At 67.4% G+C, this 20,798-nt stretch carries 20 protein-coding genes; 14 read left to right on the top strand and 6 right to left on the bottom strand.

The window, feature by feature from the left end:
• On the top strand, window positions 1–718 hold a 718-nt coding region (locus BLP88_RS16715), incomplete at its 5' end, for a ComEA family DNA-binding protein (RefSeq protein WP_425388862.1).
• Window positions 718–2,472 carry a ComEC/Rec2 family competence protein gene (locus BLP88_RS16710; RefSeq protein WP_074591064.1) on the top strand — a complete coding sequence of 585 codons (1,755 nt, stop codon included), beginning with the start codon at window positions 718–720 and terminating at the stop codon, window positions 2,470–2,472. The genes BLP88_RS16715 and BLP88_RS16710, both read left to right, overlap by 1 nt.
• On the opposite strand, the gene BLP88_RS16705 is transcribed toward BLP88_RS16710, so the two are convergent.
• Entirely contained in the window at window positions 2,453–3,160 is a 708-nt protein-coding gene (locus tag BLP88_RS16705; RefSeq protein WP_074591063.1) for an SOS response-associated peptidase, read from the bottom strand. The two genes, BLP88_RS16710 and BLP88_RS16705, sit on opposite strands and share 20 nt — an antisense overlap.
• Before the next feature lie 120 nt (window positions 3,161–3,280).
• On the opposite strand from BLP88_RS16705, the gene holA reads away from it, so the two are divergent.
• Window positions 3,281–4,297 (top strand): DNA polymerase III subunit delta, encoded by a 1,017-nt coding sequence (gene holA / locus BLP88_RS16700; RefSeq protein ID WP_074591061.1) that lies wholly within the window; start codon window positions 3,281–3,283, stop codon window positions 4,295–4,297.
• A 128-nt stretch (window positions 4,298–4,425) separates the two neighbouring features.
• Here the strand turns inward: holA and rpsT are convergent, their stop codons facing one another.
• Both rpsT and BLP88_RS16690 read right to left on the bottom strand, forming a co-directional pair.
• Window positions 4,426–4,686: a 30S ribosomal protein S20 gene (rpsT, locus tag BLP88_RS16695; protein WP_070349386.1), complete on the bottom strand. Its 261-nt coding sequence runs from the start codon at window positions 4,684–4,686 to the stop codon at window positions 4,426–4,428.
• Between the two features lie 182 nt (window positions 4,687–4,868).
• On the bottom strand, window positions 4,869–5,438 hold the full coding sequence (locus tag BLP88_RS16690; protein WP_074591060.1) for a type II toxin-antitoxin system PemK/MazF family toxin: 570 nt from the start codon (window positions 5,436–5,438) through the stop codon (window positions 4,869–4,871).
• Window positions 5,439–5,600: 162 nt separating this feature from the next.
• On the opposite strand from BLP88_RS16690, the gene lepA reads away from it, so the two are divergent.
• From lepA to BLP88_RS16675, 3 genes are all read left to right on the top strand, one after another.
• Window positions 5,601–7,454 carry a translation elongation factor 4 gene (gene lepA / locus BLP88_RS16685; protein WP_175453587.1) on the top strand — a complete coding sequence of 618 codons (1,854 nt, stop codon included), beginning with the start codon at window positions 5,601–5,603 and terminating at the stop codon, window positions 7,452–7,454.
• Window positions 7,454–8,683: a radical SAM family heme chaperone HemW gene (hemW, locus tag BLP88_RS16680; protein ID WP_074591056.1), complete on the top strand. Its 1,230-nt coding sequence runs from the start codon at window positions 7,454–7,456 to the stop codon at window positions 8,681–8,683. The genes lepA and hemW overlap by 1 nt, the downstream gene beginning before the upstream one ends.
• A 119-nt stretch (window positions 8,684–8,802) precedes the next feature.
• The gene (locus BLP88_RS16675) at window positions 8,803–9,321 is read left to right on the top strand and encodes a hypothetical protein (protein ID WP_139163434.1); all 519 of its coding nucleotides are present in this window, start codon (window positions 8,803–8,805) and stop codon (window positions 9,319–9,321) included.
• A gap of 10 nt (window positions 9,322–9,331) precedes the next feature.
• On the opposite strand, the gene BLP88_RS16670 is transcribed toward BLP88_RS16675, so the two are convergent.
• Together BLP88_RS16670 and BLP88_RS16665 are read right to left on the bottom strand one after the other, a co-directional pair.
• A complete protein-coding gene (locus tag BLP88_RS16670; RefSeq protein ID WP_074591053.1) occupies window positions 9,332–9,745 on the bottom strand; it encodes a DUF4870 domain-containing protein in 414 nt (137 codons plus the stop codon).
• A gap of 128 nt (window positions 9,746–9,873) precedes the next feature.
• Window positions 9,874–10,725, bottom strand: coding sequence for a DUF3097 domain-containing protein (locus BLP88_RS16665; protein WP_074591051.1), 852 nt, complete (start codon window positions 10,723–10,725; stop codon window positions 9,874–9,876).
• A 228-nt stretch (window positions 10,726–10,953) separates the two neighbouring features.
• On the opposite strand from BLP88_RS16665, the gene hrcA reads away from it, so the two are divergent.
• From hrcA to BLP88_RS16650, 3 genes are read left to right on the top strand one after another with little or no spacing between them, the layout of a single operon-like run.
• On the top strand, window positions 10,954–11,967 hold the full coding sequence (gene hrcA, locus BLP88_RS16660) for a heat-inducible transcriptional repressor HrcA (protein WP_074591050.1): 1,014 nt from the start codon (window positions 10,954–10,956) through the stop codon (window positions 11,965–11,967).
• Between the two features lie 57 nt (window positions 11,968–12,024).
• A complete protein-coding gene (dnaJ, locus tag BLP88_RS16655) occupies window positions 12,025–13,152 on the top strand; it encodes a molecular chaperone DnaJ (RefSeq protein ID WP_074591049.1) in 1,128 nt (375 codons plus the stop codon).
• Window positions 13,153–13,171: 19 nt separating this feature from the next.
• Complete coding sequence (locus BLP88_RS16650; RefSeq protein ID WP_074591048.1) at window positions 13,172–13,948, top strand: 16S rRNA (uracil(1498)-N(3))-methyltransferase; 777 nt, start codon at window positions 13,172–13,174, stop codon at window positions 13,946–13,948.
• A 16-nt stretch (window positions 13,949–13,964) separates the two neighbouring features.
• On the opposite strand, the gene BLP88_RS16645 is transcribed toward BLP88_RS16650, so the two are convergent.
• The gene (locus BLP88_RS16645) at window positions 13,965–14,792 is read right to left on the bottom strand and encodes a GerMN domain-containing protein (protein WP_245679903.1); all 828 of its coding nucleotides are present in this window, start codon (window positions 14,790–14,792) and stop codon (window positions 13,965–13,967) included.
• 469 nt (window positions 14,793–15,261) lie between these two features.
• On the opposite strand from BLP88_RS16645, the gene BLP88_RS16640 reads away from it, so the two are divergent.
• The 5 genes from BLP88_RS16640 to BLP88_RS16620 are packed head-to-tail and all read left to right on the top strand — an operon-like array spanning window position 15,262 to window position 20,740.
• Complete coding sequence (locus BLP88_RS16640; RefSeq protein ID WP_074591047.1) at window positions 15,262–16,347, top strand: PhoH family protein; 1,086 nt, start codon at window positions 15,262–15,264, stop codon at window positions 16,345–16,347.
• Window positions 16,344–16,817: an rRNA maturation RNase YbeY gene (ybeY, locus tag BLP88_RS16635; protein WP_074591046.1), complete on the top strand. Its 474-nt coding sequence runs from the start codon at window positions 16,344–16,346 to the stop codon at window positions 16,815–16,817. The genes BLP88_RS16640 and ybeY overlap by 4 nt, the downstream gene beginning before the upstream one ends.
• Window positions 16,814–18,145, top strand: a complete 1,332-nt coding sequence (locus tag BLP88_RS16630; protein ID WP_074591045.1) for a hemolysin family protein — start codon at window positions 16,814–16,816, stop codon at window positions 18,143–18,145. Before ybeY ends, BLP88_RS16630 begins: the two co-directional genes overlap by 4 nt.
• The gene (gene era, locus BLP88_RS16625) at window positions 18,129–19,091 is read left to right on the top strand and encodes a GTPase Era (RefSeq protein ID WP_074591043.1); all 963 of its coding nucleotides are present in this window, start codon (window positions 18,129–18,131) and stop codon (window positions 19,089–19,091) included. Before BLP88_RS16630 ends, era begins: the two co-directional genes overlap by 17 nt.
• Window positions 19,092–19,138: 47 nt before the next feature.
• Window positions 19,139–20,740: an LCP family protein gene (locus BLP88_RS16620; protein WP_175453586.1), complete on the top strand. Its 1,602-nt coding sequence runs from the start codon at window positions 19,139–19,141 to the stop codon at window positions 20,738–20,740.
• The last annotated feature ends 58 nt before the right edge of the window (window positions 20,741–20,798 follow it).

Genomic DNA, 20,798 nt, shown 5'->3' with positions numbered 1-20,798 from the left:
GCTGCCGCGGCCGGACCGTGATGTGCATGAATTCGGACGGGACAGTGGTCCGCCGGGCCGCGTACGTTGGCGGGTGTCATGGCGGGTCCCGGCCCTCCTCCTCGTCCCGGTCCTGCTGCTGGCTGTCTGGCTTGGCTGGCAGGCATGGGCCGGACAACCAGCAGTCGAGCCGCTGGAGGCCAACGGGGCGGTTGCTTCCAGCCCGGGCCCGGCAGGAGGTAGCGCGGAAACGGGGGACCCCGTGGGCCGGCGAATTGTGGTCCATGTGGCCGGCGCCGTGAAGAAGCCCGGTATTGTCAGCCTGTCCGAAGGCGCCCGGGTCTTCGAGGCAATCTCCGCGGCGGGCGGCGCGTCCCCGGGCGCTTCTCTGGACAGCCTCAACCTGGCCGCCGTCCTCCAGGACGGCGCGAAAATCCAGGTGCTCCGCCAAGGGGAGGCACCACCGCCGGCGCCGGGGAGCGGAACCGGAGCAGACGGAGGCGCGGGTGCGGCCGGCCCTGGTTCCGGCGGCGCCGCCGGCATGGACGCCAAGATCAACATCAACAGCGCCTCGGCGGCAGAACTGGACGAACTGCCAAGGGTCGGCCCCGTCCTTGCCGAGCGCATTGTGGCCTGGCGTGAGGAACACGGCCCGTTCGCCGCCGTCGAAGAGCTCGATGCGGTGGACGGTGTGGGTCCAAAGATGCTCGAAACCCTGCTTCCCCTGGTGACCGTCTGATGTCCGGGGGCAGGACGGCCAGTGGCTCCGCATTCGAGGAGGTCCGTGCCGATGACGATCCGGCGCCGCGCCTGGATCTGCGCCTCGTGCCCGCGGCGCTGCTGGCCTGGATTGCAGCCCTCGCCGGCAGCCATCTGCCCCCGGCCGGCACCGCCGCCGTCGCGGTGCTACTGGCTGTCACCGCCGTGGTGCTCGTGGCCGGGCGCCGGTGGTGGCCCGGCGTGCGGCCGTGGAAGGGACGCAGGAGGAACCGCAAACCGGTGCGGCGCAGCATGGCCGCCGGACTCGCGTTGGCCTGCCTGCTCGGTGCGGCCACCGCGGCACACACGCTCACCGCCGCCACAGCGCGATCGAACCTGCCCGTACCCGGTGACGACGGCGGCGCGCTGGTGCTCCTGCTGGTTACCCGGGAGGCAGCGGAGGCGCGTACCGGGGCCGGGGGAGCCGAACGCTGGATCCTTGGCGCCGAACTGCTGGAACTCGCCGTCGACGGCAGCCTCCACCGGCCTGCCACCCGGATCCTGGTCGTGGGCGGTGACGGCTGGAGCGAACCGCAGCCCGGGCAGCGCATCCGTGCCGGCGGAAAACTCACGCAGGCGCGCCCCGGCCAGGCCGAGGCGGCAGTCTTCACGGCGGGCACCCGGCCACTCCCGGCAGGAGGTAGCCTGCGGCGCCCCGATGTCACGGACGGTTCCGCTCCCGGGGGAGGAGCCGGCACGTCGGGGGACTGGGCGGCCACGATGCGGGAACGCTACCGCGACGCCGCCACCGGACTCGGAGGAGACCCTGCCGGGCTGCTGCCCGGCATGGTCATCGGCGACACCGACGGCATGGACGAGGGGCTCGTCGCGGCCATGCGGGACACGGGCACCGTGCATCTGACAGCGGTTAGTGGTGCCAATTGCAGCCTTATCCTGGGGCTGCTCATTGTCCTGGCCCGGAGTTGCCGGCTCGGCCGGCCTGCCGCGGCCGTCGTGGCGCTGTGCGGGCTGGCGGCTTTCGTATGGCTGGTCGGGCCCGAACCGAGCGTGCTCCGTGCCGCGGTGATGGGGGCGATCGGCTTGCTGGGCCTGAGCAGCGGGCGTCCCGGCCGCGGCCTCGGGTTCCTGTGGCTTGCGGTTGCTGTGCTCCTGGCCTGCGAACCGCCGCTGGCCGGCAGCCCCGGGTTCCTGCTGTCCGTGCTCGCCACCCTGGGGATCATCCTGCTGGCCCGCCCTCTCATGGAACGCGCGCCGGCCTGGCTTCCCCGTCCGGTGGCGGCCGCGCTTGCGGTGCCATTGTCGGCGCAGGTGTTCTGCGCTCCGGTGATTGTGGGGCTGCAGCCGCAGTTCACTGTCTTTTCCCTGCTGGCCAATGTCGCCATGGCGCCGTTCGTCGCACCCGTGACGGTTCTTGGAACCCTCGCGGTGCCTGCCTTGGCGGTTCACGAGGGCGCAGCAACGGTTCTGATGGGGGCGGCCGCCGTGTGCGCCGGGGCGATTGCCGGAATCGCGAGGGCCCTCGCCGGCTTGCCGCAGGCAGTGCTGCCATGGCCTGAAGGAGCCTGGGGCATGGTCACCATGGCCGCGTGCTCCACCGGCAACCTGGCTGTGCTGTGGCTCGTCATTCACCCGGACCGTTGCATGCGGTTCGCTCTTAACTGCCACGGATTTGTTGTGGAGCGGATTGAAGACTTCGAGGCCTGGCTGGAACGCCGCCGTCGGGTCTTCCGACGGCGGATGCGGCCACCCCGAACTAAGCGGCTGCTTCGATGAGTTCTGGTCCGTTGTTCCGGACGTAGTTCACCTTGTCGCTGACAATGCGTGGCACCAAGTGCGGTTCGGGCATGGAGTCCAGAAGCGCCCGCACGTCGGCTTCTTTCGTGGTTTCCGGGTCGAGCCAGTCCGTCCACATGTCCGGTGGGACAATGAGGGGTGTCCGGTCGTGAATGTGCCCGAGTGCATCGGTGGCCGCCGTTGTAATGATCGTCGCCGTCCGCAGCCACTTTTCCGGGTGCCCGTCTGGCAGGGACGGATCCGGCCAGTTCTCGAACAGGGCCGCGAACGCCAGCGGCTGTTCATCGGCTCCGTACAGGTAGGTCGGGATCTTCCCGCCGGGAGCCTTCTCCCATTCGTAGTAACCGTCGCCGGGAATGAGTCCGCGCCTGGAGGCTGCGGCCTTCCGGAACGACGGCTTCTCCGTGACCGTTTCCATGCGGGCGTTGATCAGCCGGGCCGCGCCTTTGGTGTCCTTCGCCCACGACGGCACGAGGCCCCAGCGCGCGGTGACAAGCTTCCGCGTCACCGCCTCGTCCTCGTTGCCGCGCCGGTCCAGGACGACTGGGATCGGGTCTGTCGGGGCCACGTTCCAGCTTGCAGCCATATCCCGGTCAACCACCTCGCTGACAAGGTAGAAGTCCTGGATGTCGGCGGCTGAGTAACTCATCACAAAGCGTCCGCACATGAGCCCCATTATTGCCGCTGGCCGAATCCGCAGGAAATGCGCCCGGCCCACCCGCTCCGTACAACGCAGCGATCGTGGGAGACTGGAACCCTGCACAATCCCGTCCGGAAGGAAGCACAGTTGGCTGCTGCCCAGGCCCCGAAGGCCAAGACCCCGTCGGCGAATGCGGCCACCTGGCGCGACGTTGCCCCGGCCGCCGTCGTGCTGATCACCGGGCCGGAGGAATACCTGGGCATCCGTGCGATGGACCGCTTGCGTGGGCTCGTCCGTGAAGCCATGCCCGACGTCGAAGTCAGCAAGCTCAACGCCGGCGCCTATGAGGCCGGTGCCCTTGCCATGACGGTCACCCCGTCGCTTTTCGGCGAGGGGAAGCTGCTTGAGGTCGAGGGGCTCGAGGCGATGAACGAGGCCTTCCTCAGCGACGCCCTTGCGTACGTGGCCAAGCCGGAGGATGACGTCGTGCTGGTCCTGCGCCACAGCGGCGGCACACGCGGAAAGAAACTGCTGGACGCGGTCAAGGCTGCGGGGTGGCCGGTAGTGGACTGCCAGCCGTTGAAAAAGGACGCCGACAAAGTGTCGTTCGTCGTGGCCGAATTCAAGGCCGGCGGCCGCCGCATTGAAACCGAGGCCGTGCACGCCTTGGTCAACGCCGTGGGCACCTCGCTATCCGAGCTGGCCGCGTCGTGCCGGCAGCTCATCGCCGACGCCACGACCGCGGTGGATGCCGCGATGGTCGAGCGTTACTACGGCGGACGGGTCGAAGCCACGGCCTTCAAAGTGGCGGATGCGGCGATGGCCGGCAACGCCGCGTTGGCACTCTCCAGCCTCCGCCATGCCCTCGCCACCGGCGTCGATCCGGTTCCCTTGGTCGCGGCGCTGGCCGCCAAGCTGCGGACGCTGGCCCGGGTCGCCGGTGCGCAGGGCTCGTCTGCCCAGATTGCCAAGCTGCTGGGCATGCAGCCCTGGCTGGTCGAACAGGCGCAGCGGGACGTCCGCCGCTGGACCCCGGAGGGGCTGATCCGTTCCATCCAGGTCACTGCCGAAGCCGACGCCCAGGTCAAGGGCCTGTCCCGCGATCCCGTGTACGCCGTGGAACACGCGGTGACGGTCATCGCCACATCCGCCCGCGGACGGTAAAGCGCGGCCGTGCGCGGCTGCCAGCCGCGGCGGCCGCGGGATTCCGGAAGGAACCCCTGCCTTAAATGCGAAGAGGCCGGCCCCAACGGGGCCGGCCTCAATTTCAGCTCAGTCGAACTGGAAAAACCTTAGAGTGCGTTGACCTTCTTGGAGATCGCCGACTTGCGGTTCGCAGCGTTGTTCTTGTGAATAACGCCCTTGCTGACAGCCTTGTCCAGCTTACGGCTGGCAGCTACAAGAGCAGTCGTTGCAGCATCCTTGTCAGCAGACTCAACGGCGGTGTTGACGGCGCGGATGGCAGTCTTCAGCTCGGACTTGACGGCGTTGTTACGCAGGCGAGCCTTCTCGTTGGTGAGGATGCGCTTCTTCTGGGACTTGATATTAGCCACGTGTGTGAACTCTCTTTTTAATGCGGAAATGGTCTAGAGGGTTATCAGGTTGGCCATCGACTGAGCGGCGTGGGGATGCCTATGGCAGCCAACCATGCATGGCCGTCGACCTGCACGGACATACAGCCATCAATCCTAGCAGACACTTCGAGCGGACCCGGAGTCCTGGTTCCACGGCGCGCCTACCGCCTGCGCAGCCGGTCCGCGACCGCCCGGAAGTTCGCGTTGTCCAGCACAGCGCCTTCCCGGCGCACCCGCTCCGGATCAACCCGCACAATGCGGTCCACCCTCACTTCGCTGGCGCGCCGCTGCGGATCCCACGGTCCGGTTCCAATGTCTACGTAATCATCCTCCCGGCGCCCGTTGTCGTGGTCCTTGCTTGTCAGCATCAGTCCCAGCAGCCAGGGCCCGTCGTGTCCCACGAGGAGGACCGGCCGGTCCTTGCCTTTCGCGTGGTCCTCCTCGAACGGCACCCAGGTCCAGACAATTTCGCCCGGATCGGGCCGGCCGTCCGGCGCAGGGGAGTAGCGGGGCGCCAGCGGGCCCTGGAAGTCGCCCGGGTAATGCCCGACGGCGGCAGGCGGCGGTGCGGGCCGCGCGCCTTTCGTTGCGGGTCCCGGAGTCGATGTTCGCCGGGTGGCGCGCGGCGCCGGCGGCCGGGTGCGGGAGGGCGCCGGCGGAGCGCCCCCGCCCGCCAGCCGGCGCAGGTAGCGCAGTGATCCGGTAAGGAGGGTGCCGAAGAGGGATGCCATGCCACCACCGTATCCGCCGGTCGTGACGCCAGGAGCCTTTTCCGATGCGCGCCGGAGGCGGGGTTCATGGGAGACTATGAGTTCAGATATGCGGTGCACGCCGGGACGGCAGGACTGTCCGGGCAGCTTTTCCGCGTGAGAGTCGACAGTAAGGACCCCTGCGTGTCTCCCATGGCCCGCACCGCCCCGGTGCCTGCCGCAACAGATCCGGCCATCATCCGGAACTTCTGCATCATTGCCCACATCGACCACGGCAAGTCGACCCTGGCCGACCGGATGCTCCAGTTCACCGGCGTGGTGCAGGCACGCGACATGAAGGCCCAGTACCTGGACCGCATGGACATCGAGCGTGAACGCGGCATCACCATCAAGTCCCAGGCCGTCCGGATGCCCTGGGAGGTCGACAACACCGCCTATGCGCTGAACATGATCGACACCCCGGGCCACGTTGACTTCACCTATGAGGTCTCCCGCTCCCTGGCAGCCTGTGAAGGCGCAGTCCTGCTGGTGGACGCCGCCCAAGGCATCGAAGCCCAGACCCTGGCCAACCTCTACCTGGCCATGGAGAACGATCTCACCATCATTCCGGTGCTGAACAAGATTGACCTCCCGGCGGCCCAGCCCGAAAAGTACGCCGAAGAACTGGCGAACCTGATCGGCGGCGACCCCGAAGAGGTCCTGAAAGTCTCCGGCAAGACCGGCGTCGGCGTCGAAGCCCTGCTGGACCGCATCGTCCGTGACATTCCCAACCCGGTTGGCAATGCGGATGCGCCCGCCCGGGCCATGATCTTCGACTCCGTCTACGACACTTACCGTGGCGTTGTCACCTACGTCCGCGTCGTCGACGGGCACCTCAGCCCGCGCGAGCGGATCCAGATGATGTCCACCAAGGCCAGCCACGAACTCCTCGAAATCGGCGTCAGCTCCCCGGAACCGGTGCCGTCAAAGGGCCTGGGCGTCGGCGAGGTGGGGTACCTGATCACCGGCGTGAAGGACGTGCGCCAGTCCAAGGTGGGCGACACCGTCACCAACCTGGCCAAGCCGGCCACCGAATCCCTGGGCGGCTACCAGGACCCCAAGCCGATGGTGTTCTCCGGGCTTTACCCGCTGGACGGCACCGACTACCCGAACCTGCGCGAAGCACTGGACAAGCTCAAACTCAACGATGCCGCCCTGGTGTACGAGCCCGAGACCTCTGCCGCCCTGGGCTTCGGCTTCCGCGTCGGCTTCCTCGGCCTGCTGCACCTGGAAATCGTGCGCGAACGCCTGGAACGCGAATTCAATCTGGACCTCATCTCCACCGCACCGAACGTGGTCTACGAGGTCACCTTGGAAGACAAGTCGGTCGCTACGGTCACCAACCCGTCCGAATTCCCCTCGGGCAAGATCAACGAGGTCCGTGAACCGATGGTCGCGGCCACGATCCTGGCCCCGAACGAATTCGTCGGCGCCATCATGGAGCTGTGCCAGGGCCGCCGCGGCCAGATGCGCGGCATGGACTACCTCTCCGAGGACCGCGTCGAGATGCGCTACTGGATCCCGCTCGCCGAGATCGTGTTCGACTTCTTCGACCAGCTCAAGTCCAAGACCCGCGGCTACGCCTCGCTGGACTGGAAGGCCGACGGCGAACAGGTGGCCGACCTCGTCAAGGTGGATATCCTGCTCCAGGGTGAACAGGTGGACGCGTTCAGTGCCATCACCCACCGGGACAAGGCCTACGCCTACGGCGTGATGATGACCTCCAAGCTGCGCGAGCTGATCCCGAGGCAGCAGTTTGAGGTGCCGATCCAGGCGGCCATCGGGTCCCGGATCATCGCCCGCGAGAACATCCGCGCCATCCGCAAGGACGTTCTTGCCAAGTGTTACGGCGGTGACATTACCCGTAAGCGCAAGCTGCTCGAAAAGCAGAAGGAAGGCAAGAAGCGCATGAAGATGGTGGGCCGCGTGGAGGTTCCCCAGGAAGCCTTCATCGCGGCCCTCACCACCGACGAGTCCAAGGACAAGGCCAAGAAGTAGTGCCAAGCGCCCTCCCTCTTGGCGATCCGGCACCTGCGGACGGACTGCTTCCCCCGCAGGTGCTGGACGGCGTCGAGCACCGGACATTCGGCCTGTACGTCCACATCCCGTTCTGTGCCGTGCGCTGCGGCTACTGCGACTTCAACACCTACACGGCCAAGGAACTGGGGGGCGGGGCCTCCCAGGACGCCTACGCCGGCACGGCCGTGGCCGAAGTCGACTTCGCGGCCCGCGCGATGGAGGCCTCCGGGCTGCCGGCCCGCAAAATCAGTACCGTTTTCTTTGGCGGCGGCACCCCCACCCTGCTCCCGGCCGAAGACCTCGCACGGATCCTCGCGGCCGCCGTCGGGCACTGGGGACTGGAGTCCGGCGCGGAGGTCACCACGGAAGCGAACCCGGACTCTGTCACGCCTGAGTCACTCAAACTCCTTGCAGACGCAGGATTCACGCGCGTCTCCTTCGGCATGCAGTCCGCCGTGCCGCACGTGCTGAAGGTCCTGGACCGCACGCACAGCCCGGAACGGGTACCGCAGGCGGTGCAGTGGGCCCGCGACGCCGGCCTCGACGTCAGCCTGGACCTGATCTACGGCACGCCTGGTGAGTCCATGAACGACTGGCGCACCTCCCTGGAGACGGCCCTGTCCTACGCGCCGGACCACATCAGCGCCTACGCGCTGATCGTCGAGGAAGGCACCAAGCTCGCCGCGCAGATGCGCCGCGGTGAAGTCCCCGGAATCGACGACGACGACCACGCCGCCAAGTACGAACTCGCCGATGAGCTCATTTCCGCCGCCGGACTGTCCTGGTACGAGGTCAGCAACTGGTCCAGGACGCCCGGGCACGCCTGCCGCCACAACCTGGCCTACTGGCGCGGGGACGACTGGTGGGGCGTCGGACCCGGTTCGCATTCACACATGGGCGGGGTCCGCTGGTGGAACGTCAAGCACCCCACCGCGTACGCCAACCGGCTTGCCGCGGGCGAGTCCCCGGCGGCCGGGCGCGAGACCCTCGACGCCGGTACCCGCGAAGTGGAGCGCATCATGCTTGAGGCCCGGTTGGGGAGCGGGCTGGAGGTGGATGCGCTCGACGCGGTGGGCCGGCACGCTGTCGCCGGTTTGATCGCCGACGGCCTCGTGGAGCCCGCGCCCGCGTTCAAGGGCAGGCTGGTCCTGACCCTGAAAGGCCGCCTCCTGGCCGATGCCGTGGTGCGCCGGCTGCTGCCGGAATAGGGGCAGGCGGCCACCTGTTCAGCCGATTCCGGCGGGAATATCATGTGCGTGGACGCCCGGCGATCCGCCCCGGCTGGCCGGCTCCGCCCGCTGTGTGAAGACCAATGCTGGGAGGGATCATGTCTTCGGTTTCAGCGCAGTCCCCGTTCGGCGTTCCCTGGCGGAGCGCACTTCTTTTCCTCGCCGTGGTGGCCGGTTTCCTGTTGCTGTCGCTGACGACGTTCGACCCGAAAGTCGGACCCGCAGCCTGGGTCATCAGGATCGCCGGCACGGTGGTCTGGGTGGCGTTCGCGGCCTATCTGGGGTACCGGGACATCGTCCAGAAACAGGGCAACGGGCCGCAGGACATCGACCATGTTCCGTTTGACCGGTGGTCGTGGATCCACACAACGGCCGGTGCCATGCTGGGCTTCTGGTCGGTGCCGCTGATGCTGGTCGTGGCCATCACCATCGGCTGGGAATTCTTTGAGAAGTACGTGCCGGGATTCGGTGAGAAGGAGACCCTGGCGAACCGTGCGGTCGATGTGGTCGGCGCCTGGGTGGGCTGGGTGCTGCTCGCGCTGCTCATCGCCGTCCTGGAGGGCGACTCGGTTCCGTTTGTGTTGCCGTCCGCGGACGCCTGGATCCGGAACCTCTAGGCCTGGCCGCTTACTTGATCCAGCGCAGGTTGAAGCGGTAGCGGTGCGGCTGGCCGTGGTTGACCCGGATGCCCGCGGACACGGCGAAGCACGTCAGCGCCACCCAGATTGCGGTGGCGAGGACCGCGAACAGGTTGCCGACCGCGGGCAGGATCACCAGGATGTTGGCGAGCACCGCAGCGATGGTGGGCGGCAGGGTGAAGTTGAGGGCCTCTTTGGACTCTTGGGCGGTGAACGGGCCGCGGTCCCGGAAAATCAGGTAGATCAGCAGGGCCGGGACGCAGCCGAGGATTCCGCCGAAGTGTGCCAGGGTGGCCCACTGCCGGTCTTCGCCCGCGGTCAGGGGCAGAGCGTTGGCAGGGACGCCGTGGTACTGGGGCTGGCCCTGCGGAGCATCCATCCCGTCGGGAGCGTTCTCTGCCACTGTGTCTTCCTTAAGGGGCTCGGTTCCGGTGTTGCTGTCCCAGAATACTGGGTCGAAGGTGCTGCGGGGACCAGTTCCGCGGCATGGCGCGGCCGGGGTTGCGGCGCGGCGGTGTGCAGGGATCGGCGTCAGGGAGCCGTCAGGAAGTCGATGACTTCCTCCACCCGGCCCAGCAGCGAGGCCTCGAGGTCCGAGTAGCTGCGCACCGCACCGAGGAGTTTCTGCCAGCCCAGGCCCACGTCCTCGGCAGTGGCATGGGGCCAGCCGAAGGCTTTCAGGATGCCGGTTTTCCAATCGGTCCCGCGCGGGATCTCCGGCCAGGCCTCGATACCCAGGGTCTTCGGCCTGATCGCCTGCCACACGTCCACATAGGGGTGGCCCACGATGAGGACGTTCCCCGCGGCCCCCGGCACTGTCATGGCCTCGGCCGCGATCCGGGATTCCTTGGAGTCCCGGACCAGGTGGTCCACCAGGATGCCCAGCCTGCGGGAGGGGCCGGGGGAGAAGTCCTTGATGGCGGCCTTCAGGTCGTCCACTCCGTGTAAGGGCTCGACGACGATGCCCTCCACCCGGAGGTCGTCACCCCAGACCTTTTCGACCAGCTCGGCGTCGTGCTTGCCTTCCACCCAGATGCGGCTGGCCTTGGCCACCTGGGCGCGCTGGCCGGACACCCTGACGGACCCGGACGCGGTGCGCCCGGCGGGAGCGCCGCCGGCAGCCGCGCGGGGAGCCGGCGGGAGGAGCTTGACTGGCTGCCCGTCCAGCAGGAAACCGAAGCCGAGCCGGAAGGACTTGGTCCTGCCGTGCCGGTCTTCCAGCGCCACGATGTGCATGCCGCCGGACTTTTCAATGCGGACCACCGCCCCCACCCAGCCGGACTGGACGTCCTCCAGGACCATTCCCCGCTCGGCCGGAACCTCGGGAAGCGCCCTTTTGCCGGGAGCGGAAAGCGCCCCGGGACCCCAGTTCTCGTAGGACACAGTGCCACACCATTTCGCTGTCAGAGATCATCCGGCGGCCTGGAGCCGCCGGAGCCCGCACGGAGCGTGTTCGCCGCGGGCGGTACCAATGCTAACAACGGCCCGGCGCATACTAGACTTGTTAGCACTTGGGCATGTTGAGTGCTAAGAATTGCGGATCCGCCTGGGCGGCGGACACGGAACAGCCGCGAAGGAAACCATGGGCAGGACGTCCGAGGGGAGGCAGGCATGAGCGAGCCACGCAAGCTGGAAGTGCTGCGTGCCATCGTCGAGGACTACGTGCACTCGCGCGAACCCGTCGGCTCCAAGGCCTTGGTGGAACGGCACCATCTGGGCGTTTCCAGCGCCACCATCCGCAATGACATGGCGCTCCTCGAAGAGGAAGGCCTCATTGCCGCGCCGCACACCAGCGCCGGGCGCATCCCCACGGACAAGGGCTACCGGCTTTTCGTGGACCGCATCTCGGCGGTGAAGCCGCTGTCCGCTGCCGAACGCCGGGCGATCCATTCTCTCCTGGAGGGATCCGACGACGTCGAGGACATCCTGGAGCGCACCGTGCGGCTGCTCTCGCAACTGACCAACCAGGTCGCCGTCGTCCAGTACCCGCATTCCAACAGGGCCAAGCTGCGGCACATCGAGTTTGTGCTCCTGGCTCCGCGGCAGGTCCTTGTGGTGCTGATCGCGGACAGCGGAAAGGTCGAACAGCGGGTCGTCGACGCCGGCACGGACGTCAGCGATGAAGACCTCACCCTGTTGCGCGGACGGTTCCTGTCCGGCATTTCCGGTGCGCCGCTGGCGCATCTGCCGCAGTTGCTCGCTCCCGTGGTTGCGCTGTGCCCGCCGTCGTTGCAGGGCACGGCCGCCGTGCTCGCCCGCGGCCTGGACAAGCTCGCGGAAAGCACCCGGGACGAGCGGATGATGATGGCCGGCACCGCCAACCTTGCCCGGTCCAACGTGGACTTCGCGCTGAGCATCGGCCCGGTCCTGGAGGCACTCGAAGAACAGGTGGTCATGCTCCGCCTGCTCTCCGAAATGGCCGAAGACCCGCGCGGCGTGACCGTCAGCATCGGCCGGGAAAACCCCTACGACGGCCTGTCCGAGGCCTCCGTGGTCGCCACGGGTTACGGGCCGGGCGCCGCGGCGAAGATCGGCATCCTCGGGCCCACCCGCATGGATTATCCCAGCAGCATGGCCGCCGTCCGCGCGGTGGCCCGTTACCTTTCGCGGATCCTCGGCAACTGAGCCGTCCCGGATCCACCGCAACAAGAACAGCAGGACAAGAAGGAAGAGATACCGACTTTGAGCAGCCACTACGACGTCCTGGGCGTCTCCCCGGAAGCTACCGGCGAGGAGATCAAGAAGGCGTACCGCAAGCTCGCCCGAAAGCTGCACCCCGACGTCAACCCGGGGGAGGACGTCGCGGAGCAGTTCAAAGCCGTGACCCACGCCTACGAGGTCCTCTCCGACCCGCAGAAGCGCCGCGTCTATGACGCCACCGGCAACGAGAACGGCACGGACAACGGCTTCGGCGGCGGCTACGCCGGCCAGGGCTTCGCCTTCCAGGACATCTTCGACACGTTCTTCGGCGGCGGCGGCGGAATGCAGGGACCTGCGTCGCGGACCCGCCGCGGCCAGGACGCCCTCATCAGCGTCCGCGTGGACCTCAGGGACGCTGTCTTCGGCGTGAACAAGAAGCTCGAGGTGGATACCGCCGTCGTCTGCCCCAGCTGTGACGGCTCCTGCTGCCGGCCGGGCACCCACCCGGAACGCTGCGACATCTGCGGCGGCAGCGGCCAGGTCCAGCGCGCGGTGCGCTCCATCCTCGGCCAGGTCATGACGGCGGCCCCCTGCGGGTCCTGCGAAGGTTTCGGCACGGTCATCAAGGACCCCTGCAACGAGTGCAACGGCCAGGGCCGCATCCGCAGCCGCCGTTCGCTGACCATCAAGGTGCCGGCCGGCGTCGGCACGGGCACCCGCATCCAGCTGTCCGGCCAGGGCGAAGCCGGTCCCGCCGGCGGCCCGTCCGGTGACCTGTACGTCGAGATCCGCGTCAACGCCGATCCCACTTTCACCCGCGAAGGCGACGACCTGCACGCCACCTTGAGCGTGCCCATGACGGCGGCCGCGCTTGGCACCGAACTCACCTTCGAGACCTTCGACGGTCCGCAGGAAGTGGACGTGAAGTCCGGCACCCAGTCCGGCGAGGTCATCACCCTCCGCGGGCTCGGCGTCACCCACCTGCGCGGCTACGGCCGCGGCGACCTGAAGGTGCACCTGCACGTTGAGACGCCGGGCAAGCTCGACGCCGCCCAGGAAGATTTGCTGCGCCAGCTCGCCAAGTTGCGCGGCGAACAGTTCACCGAAGGCAAGCTCGTTGCCAGCGGCGGCATGTTCGCCAAGCTGCGGGACAAGTTCGGCAACCTGTAGCCCCGGGTAGCCTTTAGTCATGAGCAACCCCGTCTTCTTCGCTCCGGCCGGAGCCCTTGACGGGCTGGCGCCCGGCGACACCTTCGTCCTTGACGGGGCCGAAGCCCGGCACGCTGTCACCGTCAAGCGGCTCGAGGCCGGAGAGGCTGTGGACATCGCCGACGGCGCGGGCCTCCGCCTTGTGGGCACCGTGCGCGAGGCGGGCCAGGGAACGCTGACGGTCGAGGCGGTGGAACTCCGCGAGGAACCCCGCCCCGCCGTCCGGCTGGTGCTCGTGCAGGCCCTCGCCAAAGGCGACCGGGACGAACTCGCCATCGAAACGGCCACGGAACTTGGCGTCGACGCCGTCATCCCGTGGCAGTCGGAGCGGTCGATCGTGCGCTGGAAGGGCGAGCGGGCGGCCAAGGCGCACGCCAAGTGGCAGTCGGTCGTGGCTGCCGCTGCGAAGCAGGCCCGCCGGGCCTGGATCCCCGAGGTGCGTCCCGTCGTCGACGGCGCCGGGCTGGCCAAGGCGGTTGCGGCAGCCGATCTCGCGGTCATCCTGCACGAGGACGCCAAGCGTCCGCTGCGTGCGGCCCTTGCGGACTGGCTCGGGGCACTGCCCGACGGCGGCACGGACGGCCCGCGCGAGGTCCTGCTCCTGGTGGGACCGGAAGGGGGCATCACCCCACGTGAGGTCACGCGGCTGGCCGATGAGGGGGCCGTGACCGCCCTGCTTGGCAACCACGTGCTGCGCTCCTCGACCGCTGGCCCGGCGGCGATCGTGCTGGCCAGCGACATCCTGGGCCGCTGGTAGCGGAGGTCCGGGAAAGTCAGCCGACGTTGAAGGACCGGGTGTCCGAGGACCCCGCTTCGCCCGCCTGCTCCGGAAGGGAAACCCTCAGCTCGTAGCGGCCGGCGCCGAGGTTGACTGTGAACGTGAATGTTCCGCCCTGTCCCGGTACCGAGGATGCGGTGGTTTCCCCGTCAACGTAGAGGGCTTTTTCGCCGTTGGCCGCTTCACGGAACAATTGCCACTTCAGCTTGGCTCCCTCAAGGGTGGCACGGCCGTTGAACTTCACGCGGCCGCCGGCCAGGGTGAGGTCTTCCTGCGGGTCAATGATCCACACCGGCGCCACCATGGAGGCGTCGCGGACCATGGGTTCGCCCAGCTTGACCTGGCCGAAGGCCATGAAGTCCTTGTGGCCGTCCACCAGGATGACCACCTGGATCTGCTGCCCGGAGTCGATCAGGCCGGAGCTCGCCGCGGCCGCGGTGGCGGTGTACACCAGTTGCTGCACGGCGAGTTGTGCCATCCCGCTGTCGAGGTTTGAATTGAAGGCGTCACGGGAAACGTCCACCGTGACGACGTTCTTGCCTGAAATCGACGTCGCCAGGGCGCTCGGCTCCTGCCACGGGGTGAAGAAATCGTGGTCCAGCGGCTTCGCGGTCATCATGGTGCGCAGCGCCGTGGTGATGGGGTTTTCGGTGCCGGCGTTGTCCCGGAATTCCCGGTGCAGGGCCACGCCGTCCCCGTTGCGGCCGATCCAGTAGACAGGCACCTTGCTCGAGGCCTGCGTGGTTTCCAGCGGAGCGTTGCTGGACGGGGTGTTCTGCACCTGCTGTTGCCGGACCGGTTCCGGTGCCCCCGCGGACTCCACCGTTCCGCCATCGGCGATGCAGCCGTTCAGCAGGAGCGCAGCGGCCAGCGCGGAAGCGAACAGGACGGAATGGTTCCGCCTGCCCTCCCTACGGATGCCTGCTGCTGTTCTGATGCCGGATTCCTGCCCGTGCTCTCCTGCCGCGGCGGGCAGGAACGGATTGCTGCCCGCGGAAACGGGCAGGCGGACGGTTTGTCCTAACCCAGCTTGGCACAGGGCGGCGTGCCGGGGAGCCGCTTCCGGAGCGCCTGGCGGAACTGAAACGCTATTGATACGCGGCCGATGCCGAGTTGATACCAAAGTGTCCCGGCATCCCGGAGCCGGGCCGGCCGGCCACCACCGGGGCGCGGGCCCGCTGGCGTAGGATTGGTTTCATTCCGGGACGCCGTCCTGCCCGCGGGCAACGGACCTGGAAGTTCAGGGCACACACCATCCACAGCGGAGGAGCACAGGCCACACGGCCAACACCATGACTGATTTGAACGGGCGGCCACGGGCTGGCAGCGCCGAAACGGCTCAGGCCGAATTTCCGCATTCAGTTCCGGGCGTCAGGACGGAGGTGGTCGTCTTCGATAACGCGGATCAGATGGTGCAATCGCTGGGCAGCCACGATGAGGCGCTGCGGTACATCGAAGAACAGTTTCCCGGCATTGACTTCCACGTCCGCGGCAACGAGCTCTCCTTCAGCGGCCCGCCGGCGGATGTTCCCCGCATCATGCGCCTCCTCGAAGAAGTCCGGGCCCTGGTGGCCAAGGGCACGGTGATCACCCCGGAGGCGCTGAAACAGCTTGTTTCGCTGCTGCGCAGCCAATCGGCGCAGAGCCCGGTGGATGTGCTCACCCACAACATCCTTTCCAGCCGCGGCCGCACCATCCGGCCCAAAACGCTGAACCAGAAGAACTACGTCGACGCCATTGACGACAACACCGTCATCTTCGGCATCGGCCCCGCCGGCACCGGCAAGACCTACCTGGCCATGGCGAAGGCCGTGCAGGCGCTGCAGATGAAGGAAGTCACCCGCATCATCCTCACCCGCCCCGCGGTGGAGGCAGGCGAGCGGCTCGGCTTCCTGCCCGGAACGCTGAACGACAAGATCGACCCTTACCTGCGTCCGCTCTACGACGCCCTGCACGACATGATCGATCCCGAGTCGATTCCGCGCCTCATGGCGGCCGGCACCATCGAAGTCGCTCCGCTGGCCTACATGCGCGGCCGGACCCTCAATGACGCGTTCATCATCCTCGACGAGGCCCAGAACACCACCCCGGAACAAATGAAGATGTTCCTGACCCGGCTCGGCTTCGGATCGAAGATGGTGGTCACCGGCGACGTCACCCAGGTGGACCTGCCCTTCGGCGCGAGCTCCGGCCTGCGCGTTGTCCAGGAAATCCTGGACGGCATTGAGGACGTGAACTTCACCGTGCTCGACGCGGGCGACGTCGTCCGACACCGCCTCGTGGCGGACATCGTCTCCGCGTACAGCATCTGGGACGACAAGCACCGCCAGCCGGCGCGGACAGCAGACAGCCAAAGGAAGCGGGGAAACCAGCAATGAGCATCGAGGTCAACAACGAATCCGGCGTGCAGGTAGACGAAGCCCAGCTGGTCACCCTGTCGCGGTTCATCTTCGAACGGTTGTACATCCATCCGCAGGCGGAGCTGTCCATCCTGCTGGTGGATGAGCCCACCATGGAGAAACTGCACATCGAACTCATGGATGAGCCGGGCGCCACCGACGTCCTCTCGGTGCCCATGGACGAACTCACGCCGGGCACCCCGGACAAGCCCACCCCGCAAGGCATACTGGGCGACATCGCGATCTGCCCGCAGGTGGCCGAGGTCCAGGCCCGCAATGCCGGGCACACCACCCAGGAGGAGATGCTCCTGCTGACCACCCACGGCATCCTGCACCTGCTGGGCTACGACCACGCCGAACCCGAAGAGAAGGAAGAGATGTTCTCGCTCCAGCGTGAGCTGCTCTCTGCCTTCCTCGGCAAGGACGCCCCCTTGGAGACCATGCAGTGACCTCGCTCATCCTGGTCGGGATGGCACTCGTCTTCCTCAGCTTCGTCGCCCTGCTGACGGCCGCGGAAGCCGCGTTCAATTTCCTTCCCCGGCATGAGGCGGAACTCGCCGCCAGCAGCGGCAAGGGCACCGCCCTCCGGCACATCCTCGCCAAGCCGGTCGCCCACATGCGGGCATTGCGGTTCTGGCGTGTCTGGTTCGAAATGGCCGCCGCGGTGGCGGTCGCCGTCGTCCTGCACAGCCTGCTGGACAACGTCTGGCTCGCCGGCCTCGCAGCCACCGGAATCATGGCCGTCATCGGCTTCGTCCTGGTAGGCGTCTCGCCCCGGCAGCTCGGACGGGCGCACTCCGGCGGCGTTGCCCGGTTCACGGCACCCCTGATCCGCTTCCTCTGCTGGATCCTCGGGCCGGTCCCCGGCTGGCTTGTCTCGATCGGCAGCGCCGTCGCGCCCGGAGCTCCGGTCGGCGACGAGTTCTTCTTCAGCGAGGAAGAGTTCCGCGAACTCGTCGATCGTGCCACGGAATCGGACGTCATCGAGGACGACGAAGCCGAGCTCATCCAGTCGGTCTTCGATCTCGGCGACACCCTGGTGCGCGCCGTGATGGTGCCGCGCACCGACATCGTCAGCATCGAATCCGGCTCCGGCCTGGAAGACGCCATGGCGCTCTTCCTCCGCTCCGGCTACTCGCGGATCCCCGTGATCGCCGGGGATGCGGACCAGATCCGCGGCATCCTCTACCTCAAGGACGTGGCAGCCGCCATGCACCGCCCCGACTTCCAGGCGGACGCCCACGACGTCGATTCCCTCGCCCGCGAGGCGCGTTTCGTCCCCGAGTCCAAGCCGGTGGATGAACTGCTTAAGGAACTGCAGCAGGAGTCCACCCACGTGGCGGTCGTGATCGACGAGTATGGCGGCACCGCCGGGCTTGTCACCCTCGAAGACCTGATCGAGGAGATCGTGGGGGAGATCGTCGACGAATACGACGCCGGCGTCGAGGACGCCACCGAACTCGGCGGCGGCAGCTACCGGGTCAGCTCCAGGATGAGCATCGACGACCTCGGGGAACTGTTCGACATCGACCTCGACGACGACGAAGTGGACACCGTGGGCGGGCTGCTCGCCAAGGCCCTCGGCAGGGTCCCGATCGTCGGCAGCACCGTGGAAGTAGCAGGGATCTCCCTGCGGGCAGATAGGCTGGAAGGCCGGCGCAACCGGGTCAGCCACATCATTGCGGCCGCGGTGCCGAAGGAAGACACTGACCTTGACGGGCTTCTCGCCGAGGCCGACACAAAGCAACAGGGAGTACCACGTGAGCAAGCACAGTAAGACCTTTGACAGCACCCAGGACTTCGGCGGCTTCCACGCAGGTTTCTCGGTCCTCGTGGGCCGGCCGAACGCCGGCAAGTCCACCCTGACCAACGCCCTCGTGGGCCAGAAGGTGGCCATCACCTCGGCGAAGCCGCAGACCACCCGCCACACCATCCGCGGTATCGTCCACCGCGACGACGCGCAGCTGATCCTCGTGGACACCCCCGGCCTGCACCGGCCGCGCACGCTCCTGGGCAAGCGCCTCAACGAACTCGTCGCGGACACCCTGGCGGAAGTGGACGCGATCGGTTTCTGCATCCCGGCCAACGAGAAGATTGGCCCCGGCGACAAGTTCATCGCGGCCCAGCTCGCCGGCGTCGGGCGCAAGCCGGTCATCGCCGTCGTGACGAAAACCGACCTCGTGGACAAGCAGGCCCTCACCGAACAGCTGCTCGCGGTGGCCGCCCTCGGCAAGGAAGCACTGGGCGGTGAAGGATGGGCGGACATCGTGCCGGTGTCGGCCGCCGACGGCTTCCAGGTCAACACCGTGGCCGACGTCCTCATCAGCCACATGCCGGCCTCCCCGCCGCTGTACCCCGACGGCGAACTCACCGATGAACCCGAAGCCGTCATGGTCGCGGAGCTGATCCGCGAAGCAGCCCTCGAAGGGGTGCGTGACGAACTTCCGCACTCGCTCGCCGTCGTGGTCGAAGAAATCGTCCCGCGCGAGGGCCGCACCGAAGACAACCCGCTCCTGGACGTCCGGGTGAACCTGTACGTGGAGCGTCCGTCGCAGAAAGCCATCATCATCGGCAAGGGCGGAAGCCGCCTGCGGGAGGTGGGAACCAACGCCCGCAAGGGGATCGAAGCCCTGCTCGGCACCCGGATTTACCTCGATTTGCATGTCAAAGTGGCCAAAGACTGGCAGCGGGACCCCAAGCAGTTGGTGAAGCTGGGCTTCTAGCCGCTGGGGAAGTTCACAGATTCGGGCCCTAGAATGGCCGGAATCCCATGTTCCGAGGAAAGGTTGACCGAGTAGTGCGACGTCGTGATGCGCGCGTGCAGGATGGCAGCGGGACCGGCAAGGCTGCGGCTGCACGCCACGCAGACGCGCCCGGCACCACCCCCCGCCATATGCGGATCCGCAGGCAGCCGCTCTGGCTGAAGATCAGTGCTGCGGCGGTGAGCGTCCTTCTCCTGGCGGGTGTGGCCTTCGCGGCGTACTGGTTCATCCGCCTGCAGATGAACATCACCAAGGCCCCGCTCAACGCCGGAGCGCAGAAGACCGAAGGCGACACCAATGACGCCAAGGACCGCCTGCAGATCCTGATCCTTGGCTCGGACACCCGGGACGGCAAGAACTCCAAGTACGGCACCGCGGATGACTCCACAGGCTACGGCCACTCGGACGTCATGATGCTGATGGACATCTCGGCGGACAACCGGCACGTCAGCGTCATCAGTTTTCCCCGTGACCTTCTGGTGGACGTTCCGGAATGCACTGACCAGTCCACCCACAAGACCTACCCGTCGCGTTCCGGGGAAATGATCAACGCGGCCATGGCCGAGGCCGGCATCGGCTGCGCCGTGGACACGGTGAACAAGCTGACGGGCCTGGAGATCGACCACTTCATGATGGCCGACTTCAACGCGGTCAAGGAACTGTCCAATACGGTGGGCGGCGTTTCCGTGTGCATCAGCGACGCCGTCTTCGACCCGGATTCCGGCCTGCGCCTGCCCAAGGGAACTTCCCAGGTCAAGGGTGAACAGGCGCTGTCCTTCCTGCGCACCCGCCATGCATTCGGCGACGGCAGCGACCTCGGCCGCATCCAGGCCCAGCAGGGCTTCCTCTCGTCGCTCGCACGCAAGGTCAAGGACGACGGCACCCTCGGAAACCCCCAGAAGCTGCTGACGATCGCCGATGTCATCACCCAGAACCTCACCGTCGATGAGGGTCTGGCGAACGTGCAGTCCCTCCTGACCATCTCCTCGCGGCTGAAGGACATCGACCTGTCGAAGGTGGCGTTCGTGGCGGTGCCCAACCGGCCCGCCGCCGTCGACCCCAACCGCCTCGAACTGATGCAGCCCCAGGCCTCGCAGTTGTTTGCCGCCATGCGCGCGAACCTCGACCTGACCACACCGGGCGCCAGCTCAACGCCCACCGCATCAGCCTCTCCGTCGGCGACCCCGACGGCGGCCGGCAGCACTCCGGTGACCAAGAGCCCGGCAGCCCCGCCGTACGACAAGGCGGTGCAGCCGGTAACGGTCGCCGACGGCTCCGGCGTCCCGGAGCATGCCCAGGAACTGGTGACGGCACTCGTCAAGGGCGGCTTCACGCAAGGTTCGCAATTCGCCGCCGACCCGGTTGCGAAGACCACGGTCTACTACGCCGCCGGGTTCGAGGATGTGGCGGCAGACGTCGCCAAGCTCTTCGGCATCCCGGCCGCGCAGACGGAGGCCTCCACGGCAGTGAACGGAGTGCAGATCTACCTCGGTTCGGACTTCACCTCGGGCCTGAAGTACGGCACGGCTTCGGTGCCGGCCGACGTCGTGAACCAGACGGCCGGCGACGTCAAATGCCAGACGGCGAACCCGGCGCTCGTGGTTCCCTGACCACAGCACCAGGCAGCAAGAGCGCGCCCCATGACGAAGGGCCGGACCACAGTGGTCC

It is taken from the genome of Arthrobacter cupressi, from assembly GCF_900099975.1.
Lineage (GTDB): Bacteria > Actinomycetota > Actinomycetes > Actinomycetales > Micrococcaceae > Arthrobacter > Arthrobacter cupressi.
This window is presented reverse-complemented; position numbering and strand designations above follow the sequence as displayed.

Coding starts and splice junctions, on each gene's coding strand:
- BLP88_RS16710 (WP_074591064.1), top strand. CDS start 718: ATGTCCGGGGGCAGGACGGCCAGTGGCTCCGCATTCGAGGAGGTCCGT.
- BLP88_RS16705 (WP_074591063.1), bottom strand. CDS start 3,160: ATGTGCGGACGCTTTGTGATGAGTTACTCAGCCGCCGACATCCAGGAC.
- BLP88_RS16690 (WP_074591060.1), bottom strand. CDS start 5,438: ATGGCATCCCTCTTCGGCACCCTCCTTACCGGATCACTGCGCTACCTG.
- BLP88_RS16675 (WP_139163434.1), top strand. CDS start 8,803: ATGTCTTCGGTTTCAGCGCAGTCCCCGTTCGGCGTTCCCTGGCGGAGC.
- hrcA (WP_074591050.1), top strand. CDS start 10,954: ATGAGCGAGCCACGCAAGCTGGAAGTGCTGCGTGCCATCGTCGAGGAC.
- BLP88_RS16650 (WP_074591048.1), top strand. CDS start 13,172: ATGAGCAACCCCGTCTTCTTCGCTCCGGCCGGAGCCCTTGACGGGCTG.
- BLP88_RS16640 (WP_074591047.1), top strand. CDS start 15,262: ATGACTGATTTGAACGGGCGGCCACGGGCTGGCAGCGCCGAAACGGCT.
- ybeY (WP_074591046.1), top strand. CDS start 16,344: ATGAGCATCGAGGTCAACAACGAATCCGGCGTGCAGGTAGACGAAGCC.
- BLP88_RS16620 (WP_175453586.1), top strand. CDS start 19,139: ATGTTCCGAGGAAAGGTTGACCGAGTAGTGCGACGTCGTGATGCGCGC.